At 73.5% G+C, this 18,421-nt stretch carries 7 protein-coding genes; all 7 read left to right on the top strand.

Annotation, left to right across the window (positions count from 1 at the left end):
- Positions 1-401: 401 nt before the first annotated feature.
- Positions 402-3,698 carry an amino acid adenylation domain-containing protein gene (locus AB0H75_RS35025; protein ID WP_367804125.1) on the top strand — a complete coding sequence of 1,099 codons (3,297 nt, stop codon included), beginning with the start codon at positions 402-404 and terminating at the stop codon, positions 3,696-3,698.
- Complete coding sequence (locus AB0H75_RS35020; RefSeq protein ID WP_367803928.1) at positions 3,691-4,848, top strand: acyltransferase domain-containing protein; 1,158 nt, start codon at positions 3,691-3,693, stop codon at positions 4,846-4,848. The genes AB0H75_RS35025 and AB0H75_RS35020 overlap by 8 nt, the downstream gene beginning before the upstream one ends.
- The gene (locus AB0H75_RS35015; RefSeq protein ID WP_367803927.1) at positions 4,845-8,204 is read left to right on the top strand and encodes an amino acid adenylation domain-containing protein; all 3,360 of its coding nucleotides are present in this window, start codon (positions 4,845-4,847) and stop codon (positions 8,202-8,204) included. The genes AB0H75_RS35020 and AB0H75_RS35015 overlap by 4 nt, the downstream gene beginning before the upstream one ends.
- Entirely contained in the window at positions 8,197-10,779 is a 2,583-nt protein-coding gene (locus AB0H75_RS35010; RefSeq protein ID WP_367803926.1) for a type I polyketide synthase, read from the top strand. The genes AB0H75_RS35015 and AB0H75_RS35010 overlap by 8 nt, the downstream gene beginning before the upstream one ends.
- A 1-nt stretch (position 10,780) precedes the next feature.
- Positions 10,781-14,137, top strand: coding sequence for an aminotransferase class III-fold pyridoxal phosphate-dependent enzyme (locus tag AB0H75_RS35005; RefSeq protein ID WP_367803925.1), 3,357 nt, complete (start codon positions 10,781-10,783; stop codon positions 14,135-14,137).
- 29 nt (positions 14,138-14,166) lie between these two features.
- A complete protein-coding gene (locus tag AB0H75_RS35000; protein ID WP_367803924.1) occupies positions 14,167-15,870 on the top strand; it encodes a carbamoyltransferase N-terminal domain-containing protein in 1,704 nt (567 codons plus the stop codon).
- Positions 15,871-18,421 (top strand): condensation domain-containing protein (locus AB0H75_RS34995; protein ID WP_367803923.1); only part of this gene is annotated, 2,551 nt, incomplete at its 3' end.

The following is an 18,421-nucleotide window of genomic DNA, read 5'->3' as shown; positions in this document are numbered from 1 at the left end:
ATCCGGTCGCGCATGCCAAGGAGGCCCTTCTGCCAGTTGGGCCCGGTGGACGCCGCGTCCGAATTCCGTTGATTCAACTACCGGGCGTGGCTTCGCGCTATCGCGATTCCTGCCAAACGCCGACGGCTTGCTGCCAAGCTCCTCCGGCCGACGTCGCGGGGAGCGGGGTTCCTGAGCCCTCCGCGCCCCGTCCGCACCCTGCCCCCTGTCTCGCCGGCAAGACACGAGCCGAGGCGTTCCTGTGGGCGGCGGCGCGCTGGTACGTATATTAGCGACGCGGCGTCCCGGTTTATCGCGGGGCCGCCTGCGGCCCTTTCCGGCACGAGGAGAAACCTCGCGGGATCAGTAGGCTGAATTTTCGAGGACAGAACATATTCGGTGGGGGTTCCTTCGTGTCCGGAATGTTTGACGATAATGGGGGCGGGCGCGATTCCCGGATTGTCACCGCGTCATCCGCGCAGCGGAGGATGTATTTCGCCTGGGTCATGGAGCCAGGCGGCACCGCCGCCAACTGGAAAGTGATGCTCGCCGTGGGCGGGGACCTCGAGACGGACCGCCTCGAGCGCGCGCTCGACGTGCTGCGCCGCCGGCATGACGCCTTACGGACGACGTTCCTGGAGCGTGACGGCGACGTTCTCCAGGTGGTGCGGTCCGCTGACGACGTCGCCGCCCGCCCCGTCCTGGGCGACGTCGTGGAGGCCCGGGGCGGGTCGCCGGACGCGCGGCGGGAATGGGCGCGCGCCGAGGCCCGGCAGCTGGCCGACATCCCGTTCGACCTCGTGGCGGGGCCGCTGTGGCGGGCGAGCGTCATCCGCGTCGGGGCCGGACAGCACCTGGTGCTCCTCGCCTTCCACCACATCGTCATCGACGAGATCTCCGCGCAGATCTTCGCCGAGGAACTGCGCCTGGCCTACACCGACCCCGAGGCGGGTGCCCTCGCCGCGCCGGTCACCCAGTACGCCGAGTTCTGCCTGGCGCAGAACAGCCGCGGGGTGGATCGCGAGGGCCTGGACTACTGGAGCGGCCGGCTGGCCGGCGTCCGGCCGCCGCGCCTGCCCGAGGACGGCGAGCCCGGCCAGGACGGGGCCGTCGGCTCCCGGCTGCCCGTGCTGTTGCCTGAGGGTGTGCGGGCGGAATTCGCGGCGTTCTGCGAGGAGCACAAGGTCACCCCGTTCACCGTCCTGCTCGCGGTGTACTTCGTCCTGCTGCGGCGCTGGACGGGGGAGAGCGACGTGACGGTCGGCGCGCAGATGCTGGGCCGGCCGCACCCGGACTTCTTCCGGACGATCGGGTTCTTCGCCAACACGGTGGTGCTGCGCGCCCAGGTGCCGCCGACGCCGACCTTCGCCCAGTTCCTCGACGGGGTCGGGGACACGGTCCAGGACGCGCTGGACTACCAGGACGTGCCGTTCGAGGCCGTGGTGGACGCCCTGGCGCCGCAACGGGACGCCGACCGCAACCCGCTGTTCCAGGCCAACATCGAGTACGACACGCTCGACCCGAACCGGGTCTGGGCGCTGGACGGCCTCCAGGTGACGGTCGTGCCGGACCGGTCGGACCAGTCGGGGCTGCACTTCGACCTGAACCTGCGCGTCCAGCGGCCGGACGGGGAGCTCGCGGTCACCGTCGAGTACGACCGGCGGCGGTTCTCCGACGCGACCATGCGAGGGTTCGCCGAGGCGTACGGGACCCTGCTGCGGTCGCTCGTCCGGACGCCCGACGTCCCGCTCGGGAGGGTCCCGATCCTCGACGAGGCCGGGCTGGCGCGGACGCTGGCGCTCGGCGCCGGCGAGGGGACGCGTGACGGTGCCGCCGTGACACGCACCTCGGCGTGGGAGCTCTTCGAGCTGACCGCCGCGTCCACCCCGGACCGGGAAGCGGTGCGCGCGGGGGCGGAGCACCTCACCTTCGCCGAGCTGGCCGGCCGGGCGCGGGCGGCGGCCGCGGGCCTGCGTGCCCGCGGCGTGCGGACCGGCACCGTGGTGGGGATCTGCCTGCCCAGGCGCACCGACCTGCTCGCCGCGATGCTCGGCACCTGGTGCGCGGGCGGCGCTTTCCTGCTGCTGGACCCACGGCAGCCCGAGGCCCGCCGCCGGATGCTCATCGAGGAGGCGGGCGCCGCCCTGCTGGTCGCGGACGAGCCCTTCGCCGGGGTGGAGACGGTCTCCCCGGCCGGGCTCCTGGCGGACGCGACCCGGCCGGCCGAGGAGGAACCCGGCGTCACGCGCCGCCCGGCCGCCGCTCCGGCCTACGTGGTCTTCACCTCGGGCTCCACAGGAAGGCCGAAGGGCGTCGTCATCGACCAGGCGGGCGTGGTCGCGCTCGCCACCACCCAGCTCGCCCCGATGTACGCCCGGCTGCCCGCGGGCCGGCAGGCGACCGTCGGAGGGATCAGCGCCCTGACCTTCGACGTGTTCGTCAACCAGTGCCTGGCCATGATGGCCTTCGGGCACCGGCTGGTGCTGATCGACGACGACGAGCGCATGGACCCGCTCCGCCTCCTCGCCCGGGGAACGGACCCCGAGGCGGCGATCGACGTGCTCGACCTCAGTTGCAGCCAGCTGGAGGTCCTGGTGGACGGCGGCCTCTTGGAGTTGCCGCACCGGCCGAAGATCCTGGTGACCGGCAACGAGAAGGCGTCCGACCGGTTGTGGCAGCGCCTGCGCGACGAGCCCGGGCTTCTCGCGTTCACCTCGTACGGCGTCACGGAGTGCACGGTCGAGTCGACCCTGACGGAGATCCGCGGGCACCCCCGGCAGATGGCCGGGCGCGCGGCCGGGAGGTCCCGGCTGTACATCGTCGACGACCAGCTCCAGCTGCTGCCGCCGATGTTCGCCGGCGAGGTCTGCATCGGCGGGCCCGGCGTGGGCCAGGGCTACGTGGGGCAACCCGGGCACACCAGCGGGCGGTTCGTCGCCGACCCGTTCGGCGACGTCCCTGGACAGCGCATGTACCGCACCGGCGACAAGGGCCGGCTACGTCCGGACGGGCAGCTGGAGTTCCTGGGCCGGATCGACGACCAGGTCAAGATCCGCGGCGTGCGCGTCGAGCCCGGCGAGGTGGAGGCCGCGCTGCTCGCCCACCCCGCCATCGCCAGGGCCGCCGTCGTCGCGACCGGCGAGGGCACGCCCCTGGCGAAGCTGGTGGCCTGCGTCGTGCCGGGCGACGGAGGCGGGGCCGGGCTGACGACCTCGGCCGTCCGGGAGTTCCTGCGGGACAGGCTGCCCTCCGTGATGTTGCCCGACCGGGTGGAGGTTCTCGACACGTTCCCGGTCACGGCCAGCGGCAAGCTGGACCGCAGAGCGCTGGCGGCCCGCGCGCCGTCGAGCACCGGGCCGTCGGGCACTGAGTCGTCGGGCACTGAGCCGTCGGGCACCGGGCCGTCGAGCACCGGGCCGGGTGCGGGCCGGGCCGGCGCGGCGCCCGCCGATCCCCGGGAACAGGAGTTGTGCGCGATCGTGGCCGAGGTGCTCGACCTCCCGGAGGCCCATCCGGACGACGACTTCTTCACCCTCGGCGGAACGTCGCTGCTCGCCATGCAGGTGAGCAGCCGGGTGCGCGCCGTCCTGGGGTGCGAGCTCAACGTCCGGGCGGTCTTCGACTCCAAGACGATCCGGGGCATGGCGGCCCAGCTCACCGCCGCCGGCAGCGGCCCCCGGCCCGCGCTGCGCAGGAGGGGGAGCCGTGACAGTGGCTGAGACCGGACCCCGGATCGGGTTCATGTTCCCCGGGCAGAGCTCCGAGTACGCCGGCATGGGCGTCGGGCTGCACCGCGAGCACCCGGTGTTCCGCGCGGCGATCGACCGGCGGGCGGACGCCTTCCGCCGCCTCACGGGCGTCGGCCCGCTGGAGGTGTTCGCCGACACGGCCGCCCAGACCCGGGCCGAGCTGCTCCAGCCGGCGGTCTTCCTCCTTCAGGTCGCGCTGGCGGAGCTCTGGGCCTCGTACGGGGTGACGCCGGCCGCGGTGATCGGCCACAGCCTCGGCGAGTACGCGGCCGCCTGCGTGGCCGGGGTGTTCGATGCCGAGGAAGGGCTCGAACTGGTCAGCGCGCGCGGCCGGTCCTTCGCGGCCGTCCCCGGTGCCGGCCGGATGGTCGTCGTGAGCTGTCCCGACCTGGCCGAGCTGGAGCGGCTGGTCGCCGCCCAGGAGGACGCGGCGGTCGCGGCCTACAACGCGCCGCAACGCGTCACCGTCTCGGGCACGGACGCCGCGATGCGGGCGCTGGAGGGCGCGTTCGAGCAGCGGGGCTGGCTGACGATCCCGCTGGCGACCACGCACGCCTTCCACTCGGCGCTGGTCGCCCCGGCCGTCCCGGCCCTGGTGGCGGCGGCGGGCCGGGTCGCCCACCGGCCGCCGGCCGTGCCGCTGGCGCTGAACCTCACCGGCGCGTGGGCGACCGGCGGGGATCTCGGCGCGGAGTACTGGGGCCGTCAGCTCACCTCGCCGGTCCGCTTCCTCCCCGGCCTGCGCCGCCTGCTCGACGGCGGCTGCACGGTCTTCCTCGAAGTGGGGCCCGGCCGGACGCTCACCGCCGCGGGCCGGGCCCAGGCCGGCGGCGACGAGGTCTGGCTGCCGGGTCTGTCCGCCCGCAACCCGGACCCGGTCACGGTCCTGGAGCACCTGGACCGCCTGGAACGGGCCGGTGTCCGGATCGACCGCGCGGGGGGCTCCGCGCCGCCGACCGTGAGCGAGGCGTCCGCGCCCGCCGCGGATCCGTTCTCGCCCGAGGAGGCGGAACGGCTGCTGGCCTCGTTCCACGCGCTGACCCAGGACCAGATCGAGGCCCTGCTGCCCTGGCTGGCCGTCCACGACGCCGCCGGATCGACCGAGAGGACGATCTCATGACCGACCACGACACCCGGACGCGGCTGGAGGCGACGCTCCGGTCGCGGGCCGGCCGGGCACGGACCGAGCATCCGCTCTCGTACGCGCAGCGCTCGCTGCTGTTGCTGCACCAGATGAACCCGGACAGCGCTTCCTACAATGTCGCCTTCACCGCCCGGTTCACCGGCGGGTTCGACCCCGCCACGCTCCACCGGGCGATCCGGTCGCTCGTCGGCCGGCACGCGGCGCTGCGCACCACCTTCGGCCCGGTGGGGGCGGGCGGCCCGGACGGCACCGCGGGCCGCCAGACCGTGCACGGCTGGCTCGAACCCGACTTCGCCGAGCTGGACGCCCGCCGATGGACCGGGGAGCGGCTCGACGAGGCGGTGCGGGCCGCCCACCGCAGCCCGTTCGACCTGGCGACCGGCCCGCTGGTCCGCGTCCGGGTGTATCAGGTGGCGCCCGGAGAGGCCGTCGTCCTGCTGGCCCTCCACCACGTGGTGTGCGACTTCTGGTCGCTCGGCATCATCGTGGCCGAGCTCGAATCGCTCTACCTCGCGGAGGCCGAACGGCGCCCCGCGGAGCTGCCCGGGCGCAACGTCCCGTACAGCGACTTCGTCGCGCACCAGAGCGCGCTGATCTCCGGCCCGAAGGGCCGCAGGGCACGTGCCTACTGGCACGCCCAGCTCGCCGGCCGGTTGGATCCCACCGAATGGCCCCGGTTCGACCTCGACCCGGCGGACGCCGGCGAGGGCGGATCGATCGTGTTCCCCTTCCCCGCCGGGCTCGCCCGCGACGTGGCCGCGCTGGCCAAGGAGGAGGGGGTCACCCCCTACGTGGTGCTGCTGACGGCCTTCCAGGTCCTCGTCAGCCGCTACACCGGGCAGCGGGACGTGCTGGTGGGGGCCCCGTTCGCCGGCCGGACCGACCGGACGGCGTACGAGAGCGTCGGGAACTTCGTCAACCCCGTCGTGTTGCGCGCCGAGCTGGGCGACGCGGAGTCGTTCAGGGAACAGCTCGGCCGGACCCGCCGCACCGTGCTGGAGGCGCTGGAGCACCAGGGCTATCCGTTCGAGCTGCTGGTCGGCGAGCTGGCCCCGCACCGGGCGGGCGACCGGAACCCGATCTTCCAGGCGATGTTCGGCTACCAGAAGCCCGGCCGGTACCCGGCCCACGCCGGCCTGTACGTGGCCGACGAGGGCGCGGCGCCGGTCGCCTGGGCCGGGTTGACCGCCGTGCCGTTCCGGCTGGACCAGCAGGACGACCAGCTCGAACTCGTCATGGAGATCGTCCACGACGGGGACCGGCTCGTCGGGCTGCTCAAGCACCGCACGTCCGTCTTCTCCGCCGCGGCGGCCCGGCGGATGACCGGGCACTACCTGACACTGCTGCGGGCCGCGATCGACGGGCCGGACCGGCGCGTGGCGGAGCTGCCGCTCCTCCCCGAGGACGCGGCCGGTGCCGGTGACGGCATCAACGCGCGCGCCACGACGGTGCCCGTCGCGCCGGAGGACAGCCTGGCGGCCCGGTTCCGCAGGACCGCGGAGCGGCACGCCGATCGGGTGGCCGTGCGCTGCGCCGGCGACCAGCTCAGCTACGCCGAGCTCGACGAACTGGCCGGACGCTGGACGGCCCGGCTGCGGGCCGAGGGAGTCGGGCCGGGCAGCCGCGTCGCCCTCCTGCTCGAACCCTCCATCGACACGGTGGTCGCCATCGTCGCGGTCCAGCGGGCCGGCGCGGCCTACGTGGTCCTGGACCCGTCCTATCCCGCGGCGCGATGCCGGATGGTGCTGGAGGACAGCGAGGCGCGGGTGGTGCTCACCCAGCCGGATCTGGCGGGCATGCTGGCCGACGCCGCGGTGCCGGTCCTGGTGATGGCGGAGACCGACCTGCCGCCGGCCGGCGAGCCCGGGGACCTGCCGGGCGCCGGCGACGTGGCCTACACCGTCTACACCTCCGGCTCGACCGGGACGCCCAAGGGGATCGACGTCGAGCACGGCAACGTGCTGAGCCTGATCGAGGCGATGCGCGAGCACGTCGTCATGGACGAGACCGCGGTCGGGGCGCTCTTCCACTCGACCGGCTTCGACCTGTCGGTCTGGGAGCTGTGGGGCACCCTGCTCGCCGGAGCGCGCCTGGTCGTGGTGCCCTCGACCGCGGCCAGGTCGCCCGACCTCTTCCACCGGCTGCTCGTCGAGGAACGGGTCACCCACATCGTCCAGACCCCGTCGGCGCTGCACGGACTCGCGGCCGTGGTGCGGCAGAACGGCCCCCAGGGCCTGGCGCTGCGGCACGTCTTCTCCTGCGGCGAGCCGCTGCCCGCGCCGCTGGCCAGGACCGCCCGCGAGTGGTGCGGCACGTTGTGGAACATGTACGGCCCGGCCGAGACCACGGTCTGGGTCACCGCCCAGGAGGTCCGGGCGGAGGACTGCGCGGGTACCGGCGTGCCGGTCGGCCTCCCGCTGGCGAACACCCGGGTCCACGTGCTCGACGAGCAGGGCCGGCCGGTGCCGCCGGAGTTCACCGGGGAGCTGCACCTCGGCGGCCAGTGCGTCGCCCGCGGCTACGTCAACCGGCCGGAGCTGACGAAGGAACGTTTCCTGGACAGCTCCTTCGAGCCCCAGGGCCGGCTGTACCGCACCGGCGACCTGGCGCGGGTCAACTCCCAGGGGCTGCTGGAGATCCTCGGCCGCGTGGACAACCAGGTGAAGATCAGCGGGTTCCGGATCGAGCTGGAGGAGGTGGAAGCCCAGCTGGACAAGGTGCCCGGCGTCCGGAGGTCCACGGCGCTGGTCGTCGGCGCGGGGGTGGACGACCGCCGACTGGTCGCCTGCGTGATCCCCGAGCCGGGACGGCGGCTGACCGAGACCGCGCTGAAGGCCGAGCTGCGCGCGTGGCTGCCGCCGTACATGGTGCCGGCCGCGATCGGGTTCTTCGACGCGTTCCCGCTCAACGCCAGCCAGAAGGTCGACCGTGCGCGGCTGGCCGGGCAGTTCGCGAGCGCGGTCGCGCGGGCCGAGCCGGGCCCCGCCGTGCCGCTCAGCGCCCACGAGCGCCGGATCGCGGACATCTGGCGCGAGGTCCTGCGGCGGCCGGACGTCGGGCGCGAGGACAACTTCTTCGACCTCGGCGGCACCTCCGTGCTGCTGATGCAGGTCCACCATCAACTGCTCACCGGCGACGCCGCGGACCCGTCGCTGAAGGTCTCCGAGCTGTTCCGCCATCCGACGGTGGCCAGCCTGGCCGCGCGCCTCCGCCGGGTCCCCGCCGGTGACGACGGCGGGGACCGGACGTCGAACCGGCGGGCCCGGCCGGCGGACGACACGGTCCGCGCCGCGCGCCTGCGCGCCCGCGAACGGGGAGGGAAGAATGCCTGACGACGACGCCGGCCTGGCGGCCCGGCCGAACGACGTGGCCGTGATCGGGATGCGCGGCCGGTTCCCCGGCGCCCCCGACCTGGAACGGTTCTGGAGCCGGCTGCTCGCCGGGGACGACCTGCTGACCACGTTCACCGACGCCGAGCTCGCCGACGCCGGAGTGCCCGAGCGGGTGCTGCGCGATCCCCGCTACGTGCGGCGTTCCGCGTTCCTGCCCGACGCGTTCGACTTCGACCCCGAGTTCTTCGGCTACACGCGGCGCGAGGGGAGGCTGCTCGATCCGCAGCAGCGGATCCTGCTGGAGGTCGCGTGGGAGCTGCTCGAGACCATCGGCTACTCGGGCGGGGCGGGCGACCAGGCCGTGGGGGTGTTCGCCGGCGCGTCGATGAACACGTACCTGACGAACGTCGTGGCCCGGGCGTGCGACCCGCTGAGCTTCGACGGCACCGAGATCATGATCGCCAACGACAAGGACTACCTGACCACCCGGATCTCCTACAAGCTCGGCCTGACGGGGCCGAGCGTCAACGTGCAGACCGGCTGCTCGACGTCGCTGGTCGCGGTGCACATGGCCGTGCAGAGCCTGATCGCGGGGGAGTGCGACATCGCGCTGGCCGGTGGCGTCTCGGTGATCGCCAACAGCTTTCCCGGCTACGTGTTCAGCGAGGGGATGATGTTCTCCCCGGACGGGCGGTGCCGCCCGTTCGACGCGGACGCCGCGGGCACGACGTTCGGCGACGGGGTCGGCCTGGTCGCCCTGAAACGGCTGGCCGAGGCCGTCGAGGACGGCGATCAGGTCCTCGCCGTGGTGAAGGGCTCGGCGGTCAACAACGACGGATCCGACAAGATCGGCTACACCGCCCCGGGGTTCGAGGGGCAGCGGGCGGTGATCGCCGAGGCGCACGCGGTCGCCGGGGTGGACAGCGACACCATCACGCTCGTCGAGGCACACGGGACCGCGACGGCGCTGGGCGACCCCATCGAGTTCGCCGCGCTGAGCGAGGCGTTCACCGACGGCGGGGCCCGGCCGGGGCAGTGCGCCCTGGGCTCGGTGAAGGCGAACGTCGGGCACCTGGCCGGGGCGGCGGGGATCACCGGTTTCATCAAGGCCGTGCTGGCCCTGCGGCACCGGGAGATCCCCGGCCATCCGGGCTTCACCCGGCCGAACCCGCAGATCGACCTGGAAAGCAGCCCGTTCCGGATCGACACGGTGGCGACGGCCTGGCCGGCGGGGCCGACCCCGCGGAGGGCCGCGGTCAGCTCGTTCGGCATCGGCGGCACCAACGCCCACGTCGTCCTGGAGGAGACGCCGCCGCTCGACCGGCCGGCGCCGGCCGACGGCCCGCGGCTGCTCGCGGTGAGCGCCAAGAGCGACAGGGCGCTGCGCGAGCTGGCCGGTGACCTGGCCGACGCGCTGGACCGGCAGGACGCCCCCGATCTCGCCGCCGCTGCCTACACGCTGCGGGCCGGCCGGCGCGGCTTCGCGTACCGCCATGCCGTCGTCGCGGACGACCACGCCGGCGCCGTGGCCGGCCTGCGTGCCCTTGCCGCGGGGACGCCCGCGGCCCGGCCGGCGGCGGAGACCGCCCCGGCGGTGTCGTTCCTGTTCGGCGAGGTCCCGGTCGAGGACTTCCGGGTGCTGGCCGAGCGGCTGCCCGCCGTCGCCGACCTCGCGCAGCGGTCCATCGACAGTGCCCTGATCTGCGCCGAGAGCCCGCTGGCGGCCCGGGTGACCGCCGGCCAGGTGCTCGCGAGGTTGTGGGCCGAGTCCGGCGTCCGGCCCGAGGCGGTCGGCGGAGCGGGGGCCGGCGAAGTCCTCGCGGCCTGCTATGGCGGGGTCCTCGACCAGGCCGACGCGCTGGCGCTGCTGTCCTGGCGGGCGGGCCTGCTCGACGGGCCGCCCGCCGTGCGGCCGCGGGTCCCGCGCGTACCGATCCTGTCGGCCGCCGCCGGCGGCGAGCTGCCGGAGTCCCGGGCGCTCGATCCGCTGCACTGGACCCGGGATGTGTGGGAGGGCGGCCGGCTGGCCGAGGCCCTCGCGGGCCGGGGGTCGGACGGGGCGATGGTGCTCGCCATCGGCGCCCCGCCCGACGGGCTGCCCGCGGCCGGTCCGGGTGCGGATGCGGGCGCCGGTACGGGTGCCGACGCGGCGCTGGCGCCGGTGGCGCGGCTGCTGCACGACGCGGCCCGGCTGTGGACCGCGGGCGTGCCGGTGGACTGGTCGGGCTGGTTCGGTGAGGAGCCCCGCAGGGTCCCGCTGCCCGCGCATCCGTTGAACCGCAGCCGGCTTCGCCTCGACGAGCCGGATCCGGCACCGTCCGCCGGCGCCGTTCCCGGCGGTCCGCCGCGCGGCGACGAGCTGAAGCGGGTGCTGACGAAGCTGTGGTCCGAGGTGCTGCGCACCGAGGTCGACCGCGACGACCGGAGCCTCTTCGACATCGACGACGACCTGATGCTCGCGGTGCGGCTCGCCAAGCGGATCGAGGCCGAGCTGCGCGTGCCGCTGCCGACGGCCGACCTGCTCAAGAACCCGACGATCGACCGCCTGGCGGCGCGCCTGGACCGGGCAGGCTGACATGAGCCACGAGGAGAACACCGTGGAGCCACTGCTGCAAGAGGTCGTCGCGATGGTCGGCGGCTATTTCGACATCCCGCCGGACCAGGTGGACCCCGATCTCTCGTTCACCGATCTCGGCGCGGACTCGATGGCGCTGCTCGGGATGTTGCGGCTGGTGGAGGACCGCTTCGGCTGCAAGGTGCCGCTACGGCAGCTGTTCGGCGACGTTCCGACGCCGTCCGGCCTGGCGGCGCACCTCGCCGCGCACGCGCCGGCCGAGCGGTTGCCGGGAGCGCCGGCAGCGGCATCGGCGCGGTTCGCCGCCGAGGTGCCGTCGCAGGCGCCGCCCGAGCCGGTGGCGGTCGCGCGATCCGTCGCCGTGCCCCCGGTCGCGGCGCCCGTGCCCGCGTCCCCGGTGCCCGTGCCCGCGTCCCCGGCGCCCGCGGCGTCCGGTGCCCCGGCGGGCGTCGAGCACCTGATCGCCGAGCAGCTTCTCGTCATGCGGCGCCAGCTCGACCTGCTGGCCGGCGGCACCGCGCCCCCCACGACCGCCGCGATCACCGCGCCGGAGCCTTCCGCGAACTCCGCGAACTCCGCGAACTCCGCGAACTCCGCGAATCCCGTCCCGCCTCGCTCGGCCGTCCCGCTCGCCCCCGGCGCGCGGGGCGGGGCCGGCCCGGTGGAGACGGAGCGGCGCGCCCGGTACCTCAGGCTCCTGGCCGACCGGTTCGGCACCCGGACGAAGGGCTCGAAGGAGTTCGCCCAGCGGTTCCGGCCGCTGGTCGCCGACAGCCGCTCCTCCATCGGCTTCCGGCCCACGACGAAGGAGATGGTGTACCCGATCGTCTCCGAGCGCGGTCAGGGCGCGCGGCTGTGGGACATCGACGGCAACGAGTACGTCGACATCACCCTGGGCTGGGGCGTCCACCTCCTCGGCCACAACCCGCCGGTCGTGATGTCGGCCCTGCGCGAGCGGCTGGACCTCGGCTTCGTCCTGGCGCCGCGCACCGAGCTGGTCGAGGAGGTCGCCGCCGGCCTGATCGAGCTCACCGGCATGGAGCGGGTCGCCTTCCTGAACACCGGCACGGAGGCGGTCATGACGGCGCTGCGCATCGCCCGGGTGGCGACCGGCCGCGACGACGTCGTGATCTTCTCCACGGCGTACCACGGCCACGCCGACAGCGTCCTCGCCGCGGCGTCCTACGAGGGCGGCGAGTCGCGCACCCGGCCGGCCGCCGCGGGCATCCCGCCGAGCGCCGTGGCGAACGTCCACGTGCTCGAGTTCGGCACCGACGAGGCACTTGAGTACATCGACAGAAACGGTCCGCGGCTCGCGGCGGTGATGACCGAGCCGGTGACCCTCCGCACCCCCGGCGTGCAGAACCCCGAGTTCCTGCGCCGGGTCCGGGAGATCACCCGGCGGCACGGCACGAAGCTCGTCTTCGACGAGATGGTGACCGGCTTCCGCTGCCACCCGGCCGGCGTCCAGGGCCTGTACGGGATCGAGGCGGACCTGGCCACCTACGGCAAGGTCATCGGTGGCGGCATGCCGCTCGGGGTGATCGCGGGGCGGGGCGGGATCATGGACGCCATCGACGGCGGCGTCTGGAACTTCGGCGACGACTCCCGCCCGACGGCCGCGTCCACGTTCTTCGCCGGCACGTTCAACCAGCACCCGATGTCGATGGTGGCGGCCAAGGCGATGGTGGACCACCTGCGCGCGGCGGGCCCCGGCCTTCAGCGCGACCTCGACCGCAGGACCGAGCTGTTCACCGACCAGCTGAACGCCGACTTCCGCGAGCTCGACGTCCCGATCAGGGTCAGCCGGTTCTCCTCGCTGTTCCGGTTCGAGCACGAGCAGAACATGGACCCGCTCTACTTCAACCTGCTCGACCGGGGCGTGTTCGTCTGGGAGCTGCGCAACTTCTTCCTGTCCACGGCGCACGAGCAGGCCGATCTCGATCACATCCGGACCGCGGTGCGCGACTCCGTCACCGAGCTGCGGGAGCACGGCGTGCTCGGCGGCGGCCTGCCGGCTCCGGCGGCGGCCACCACGCCGCTGCCGGCGAACCCGCCCAGCACCCTCGCGCAGCGGCAACTGGTGGCGCTCGACGAGGGTGGCGTCCCTGCGTACGGGATGTCGGTCGGGTTCTGGCTCGACGGCCGGCTGGACGGCGACGCGCTGCGCGGCGCGGTGCGTGGCGTGGTCGCGCGGCACGAGGCGCTGCGGAGCACGCTCGGCGCGGACGGCCGGACGCTCGTGGTGCGTCCCGCGGCGGAGACGCCGCCCGACGTGCTGACCGAGGAGAGCTGCCGGACCGAGGAGGAGCTCGAAGCCTTCCTGGACTCCTGGGCCGGGCTGCGGTTCGACCTGACCGGCGGGCCGGTGTTCCGCGCCGCGGTGGTCCGGGTCGCCCCGGAGCGGCACCTGCTGCTGCTCTCGGCGCACAACGCGGCGATGGACGGCTGGTCGTTCGGCGTCCTGACCGGCGACCTGGCGGAGCTCTACAACGCGAGCCGCCGGGGCGCCGGAGCCCAGCTGCCGCCGGCCGTGCAGTTCCGGGACTACGTCGCCTGGCACGAGCGGGTCGGCGCCGGCCCGGCGGCCGCCGAGCACCGGGAGTACTGGCACGGCCTTCTGAAGGACGCGCCCCCGACGAGGTTGCCCGCGTCGGGCGGGGCGGCGGCCTTCCCGTACCGGGCGGTGCGGCACAGCTTCCTCATCGATCCGGCGTTCCGCGACCGGATGCGCGCCACCGCCCGCGAACAGGGCGCCACGGTGTTCGCCTACCTGGTCGCGGCGTGGGGGGCGGTGCTGCACCGGGTGACGGGACAGGACGACCTGGTCGTCCCGGTCGCCTCCGCCCGCCGCCCGCCGGAGCTGGACCCCGTGGTCGGGTACTGCTCGAACCTGCTGCCGTTGCGCCTGCGGATGCCGCCGGGCGTCCTGGTCGAGGAGTACGTGGCCGAGGTCCTGGACCACCTGGTGACCGGGCTCGAAAGCCAGGACTACCCGTTCGCGGACCTGATCAGGGATCTCGCCCCGGCCGGGGCCGGCCTGCGTGGCGAGCTGTTCACGACCTCGATCTCGTTCTACCGCCGGGTGGCGGTGCCTCCCCTGGAAGGGCTGGCGGTGTCCGAGGCCGATCCGCTGCCGATCAAGCACACCGGCCATCCCCTGGCGCTGAACATCGTGGAAGGCGCGGACGGGCTCCGGTGCGACGTCGAGGTCGCGGCCGACCTCGTTCCCGCGGATCTCGCCGAGGACCTCCCGGACCACTACCGGAGCCTGCTCGGCGCCATGATCGACGGCCCCGGGCGACGGCTGAGCGAACTGACCCACGGCGATCCCGGCGCCGCACGGCCCGGCGTATGAGCCCTTCGACGAACAGGAGACGCGAAACCATGATCACGGCAGGCGTGAAGCTCACCCAGAGCGGCGGCATCGCGTTGCTCGACGAGGACCGCCTCGTGTGCAACATCGAGATGCAGAAGATCGCCAACGGCGCCCGGTACAGCAACGTGGACGAACTCGACGACCTGGTCACGATCATGTCCACGTTCGGGGTCGGGCTCGGCGACGTCGGCCGATGGGCGCTGGACGGCTGGGACGGCGCCGAGAACGGCCACGTCTCGGTGCTCTCCGGCGGCGCCAGGACCGAGGTCCTCGTCGCCCCGTACCGCGAGACGTCCCTGGTGCCCGACCCGGGCCTGCCCGGCCACCGCGGCCGGATCCTCATCGGCGGCCGGTCCCTCGACTACGACAGCTACGTCCACGTGGCCGGGCACCTGGCCTCGGCCTACTGCACCAGCCCGTTCGCCCGGCGCGGCGAGCCGTCGATGGTCCTGGTGTGGGACGGCGGCTGCTTCCCGCGGCTCTACTCGGTGGACGCCGACGGCCGGATCGAGCCGGGTGGCGAGGCGTTCGCGCTCATCGGCCACACCTACGCGATGGCCTCCCAGTACTGGGGCCCGTTCAGGCGGCCGAACAAGTCGAAGAACGTCGACGACCTCTCCGTGGCCGGGAAGATGATGGCGTACATCGCCCTCGGCACGTCGCGGGAGGAGATCAAGCAGGTCTTCCGCGAGGAGTTCTTCGAGTACTTCGACGCGGACTCGCCGCGGGTGCGGAGCTACCGCGAGACCATCATCGGCTGCGGCAGCACCGGCGAGCCGTCCCATTCCTACGTGCACCAGTTCCTCACGGCCGTGCAGCAGCGCACCACGGGCCTCGGGGTCTCCGACGAGGACGTGCTGGCCAGCGTTCACACCTTCCTCGAAGAGCTGCTGATCGACCGGGTGACCCGGAAGATCCGGGCCTGGAAGGGCGACGGCCCCTGGAACCTGTGCTTCGCCGGCGGCTGCGCGCTGAACATCAAGTGGAACAGCGCCCTGCGGGCCCACCCGATGATCAAGTCCATGTGGGTGCCGCCGTTCCCGGACGACTCCGGCGTCGCGATCGGCGCGGCCTGCCTCGCCGCGGCCGGGGGCGAGGGTCTCCGGCCGATCGAGTGGGGCACCAGGCTCGGGCCCGAGCTGGAGCCGACGCCCGACGTGCCGCAGGGGTGGAGCGTCTCGCCGTGCACGCCGGAGGAGCTGGCCCGGATGTTGCACGAGACGGGCAAGGCCGCGGTCGTGCTCAACGGCCGCGCCGAGCTGGGGCCCCGGGCGCTCGGCGGGCGGAGCATCATCGCCCCGGCCGTCGAGGCGACGATGAAGAAGCTGCTGAACGAGGTGAAGAACCGCGAGCACTACCGGCCGGTCGCGCCGATCTGCCTGGAGGAGCACGCGCCCGCCATCTTCGACCCGGGCACGCCGGACCCGCACATGCTCTTCGAGCACAAGGTCCGCCCGGAGTGGGTCGATCGTGTCCCGGCCGTCCTGCATCTGGACGGCACCGCGCGGCTGCAGACCGTCAACGAGTCCGACGACCCGAACCTGCACGCGATCCTGCGCGAGTACTACAAGTGCAGCGGAATTCCGGTCCTGTGCAACACCAGCGCCAACTACCACGGCCGCAGTTTCTTCCCGGACGTCGCGTCGGCGATCGAGTGGGGACAGCTCGGCCTGGTGTGGAGCGAGGGCCTGCTCTATTCAAAAGGAGCCTGAATGATTCCGTTGTCGTTCGCGCAGCGGCGGTTGTGGTTCATCGGTCAGGTGCAGGGGCCGAGCGCGCTCTACAACGTGCCGTGGGTGCTGCGGATGTCGGGGTCACTGAACCGGGCGGCGCTCCACCAGGCCCTGCTCGACGTGGTGCGGCGCCACGAGAGCCTGCGGACGGTCTTCCCCGTGGTCGACGGCGAGCCGGTCCAGCGGATCGTGCCCGCCGACGAGGTCGTGCTGCCGGTCGTGTGGGCCGACGCCGGCGCGGCGGAGGTGACCGCGCTGGCGGCCGAGGCCGCGGGGCACGTGTTCGACCTGGCTTCCGAGATCCCGGTACGGGTGCGGGGGTTCTCGGTGGCACGGGACGAGCACGTGCTGGTCCTGCTGGTGCACCACATAGCGTGTGACGGCTGGTCCTCGGGCCCGCTGGGCCGGGACCTCGCGGCGGCGTACGCGGCCCGGGTGGCCGGGGCCGCGCCGGAGTGGGACGAGCTGCCGGTCCAGTACGCCGACTACACGTACTGGCAGCGGGATCTGCTGGGGGCCGAGGACGACCCGCACAGCGTGCTGGCCCGGCAGTCGGCGTACTGGCGCGAGAGGCTGGCCGGGCTGCCTGAGGAGCTGGCCCTGCCGTTCGACCGGCCGCGTCCGCCGAGAGCGGGTCACCGCGGTGCCCAGGTGCCGGTGACCATCGACGCCTCGGCGCACGCACGCGTCGAGGAGCTGGCCCGCGAGACCGGTGTGACGCCGTTCATGGTGGTGCAGGCCGCTCTGGCGACGCTGCTCTCCCGGCTGGGCGCGAGCACCGACATCCCGCTGGGCACGCCGGTGGCCGGCCGCGTCGATGAGGCGTTGCACGACCTGGTCGGGATCTTCGCCAACACCCTGGTGCTGCGGACCGACCTCTCGGGGAGCCCGACCTTCCGGGACCTCCTGGCCCGGGTCCGGGACACCGACCTGGCGGCCCTGGAGAACCAGGACCTGCCCTTCGAACGCCTGGTGGAGATCGTCGATCCGCCCCGGTCCCTGGCCCGCCACCCGCTGTTCCAGGTCATGGTGGGGTTCGAGACGGACGCCAGGATCGCCTTCGAGCTGCCTGGCCTGCTGGTCGAGGAGATCGACCTCCCGGCCTGGGACACCGCCAAGTTCGACCTGAACTTCGAGTTCCGCGAACGGCGCGGGCCCGACGGCCGGCCCGCCGGGATCGCGGGCATCGTCGAGTACGCCGTCGATCTGTTCGATCGCGGGAGTGTCGAGCGGATCGCCGAACGCTTCGTCCGGGTCCTGGACTCGGTGAGCGCCGACGCGGACCGGCGGGTGGATCGGGTTCCGGTGCTCTCCGAGGCGGAGCGCGAGCAGGTCCTGCGCACCTGGAACGAGCCGGTCCGCCCGGTCCGGGCCGGTACCCTGCCGGCGTTGTTCGAGACCCAGGCCGTCCGGTCCCCGGAGGCCACCGCGGTCGTCTCGGACGAGGGCGCGCTGACCTACCGGGAGCTCAATGTCCGGGCCAACCGCCTGGCGCACCACCTGATCGAGCACGGGGTCGGCCCGGAGTCCGTCGTCGCGCTGGCGCTGCCCCGCTCGGCCGACCTCATTGTGGCCCTGCTCGGCGTGGTGAAGGCCGGTGCGGCGTACCTGCCGATCGATGTCGAGTACCCGGTGGACCGGGTGCGGTTCATGGTGGAGGACGCGCGGCCGGCGTACGTCGTGACCCGGCAGGACACCGTGGGCCGGCTGCCGGCCGGTGTCCCCTTGCTGGTCCTCGACGACCCGGTGCTGCGTGCCGAGCTCGCCGCCGACCCGGCCCGGGAGCGTGATCCGGCCGACGCCGAGCGCACCGCTCCGCTCGTTCCGGCCCATCCCGCCTACGTCATCTACACCTCCGGTTCGACCGGGACGCCCAAGGGTGTGGCCGTATCACATGGCAGCATCACGAGCTATCTCGCCGTCCACCGCGAGGAGGTCTTCGGTGCCGCCGAGGTCGCTCCGAGCCGGCCTCTGCGGGTGGCGCTGACCTCCTCCATATCCTTCGACGCCTCCTGGGATCAGCTGTCGGCGTTGACCGAGGGCCACGAGCTGCACATCGTCGGTCAGGACACGCTCGCCGACGTCGGGCTGCTGGCCCGCTGGCTGGATGAGCACCACGTCGACTTCCTGGAGTTGACCGTTTCCCACATGGCGTCCGTGGTGGCGGGCGGCCTGTTCGACGGCCGGCCGCTCCCGCCGCTGCTGGTGGTCGGCGGTGAGGCGGTGCCACAGTCGTTGTGGGAATGGCTCGGGTCGGCCGGCGACGGCACCCGCGCCTTCAGCCTTTACGGGCCCACCGAATGCACCGATTATCAGGTCTTCGCCGATCCCAGGAGTGCGCCGCAGCCGGTGCTGGGCCGTCCGACCTTCACGATGCGGGTGTTCGTCCTGGACGACGTGCTGGAGCCGGTCGCCCCCGGGGTGGTGGGGGAGGTGTACATCGCCGGTCCGGGTCTGGCGCGGGGTTACCTGAACCGTCCGGGGTTGACCGCGGAGCGGTTCGTGGCCTGCCCGTTCGGCGAGCCCGGGG

The organism is Nonomuraea sp. NPDC050783 (assembly GCF_040802095.1).
Classification (GTDB): domain Bacteria; phylum Actinomycetota; class Actinomycetes; order Streptosporangiales; family Streptosporangiaceae; genus Nonomuraea.
This window is presented reverse-complemented; position numbering and strand designations above follow the sequence as displayed.

Excerpts from the sequence above, each read along its gene's own strand:
- AB0H75_RS35015 (WP_367803927.1), top strand. The coding sequence starts at position 4,845 with ATGACCGACCACGACACCCGGACGCGGCTGGAGGCGACGCTCCGGTCG.
- AB0H75_RS35025 (WP_367804125.1), top strand. The coding sequence starts at position 402 with ATGTTTGACGATAATGGGGGCGGGCGCGATTCCCGGATTGTCACCGCG.
- AB0H75_RS35005 (WP_367803925.1), top strand. The coding sequence starts at position 10,781 with ATGAGCCACGAGGAGAACACCGTGGAGCCACTGCTGCAAGAGGTCGTC.
- AB0H75_RS35000 (WP_367803924.1), top strand. The coding sequence starts at position 14,167 with ATGATCACGGCAGGCGTGAAGCTCACCCAGAGCGGCGGCATCGCGTTG.
- AB0H75_RS35010 (WP_367803926.1), top strand. The coding sequence starts at position 8,197 with ATGCCTGACGACGACGCCGGCCTGGCGGCCCGGCCGAACGACGTGGCC.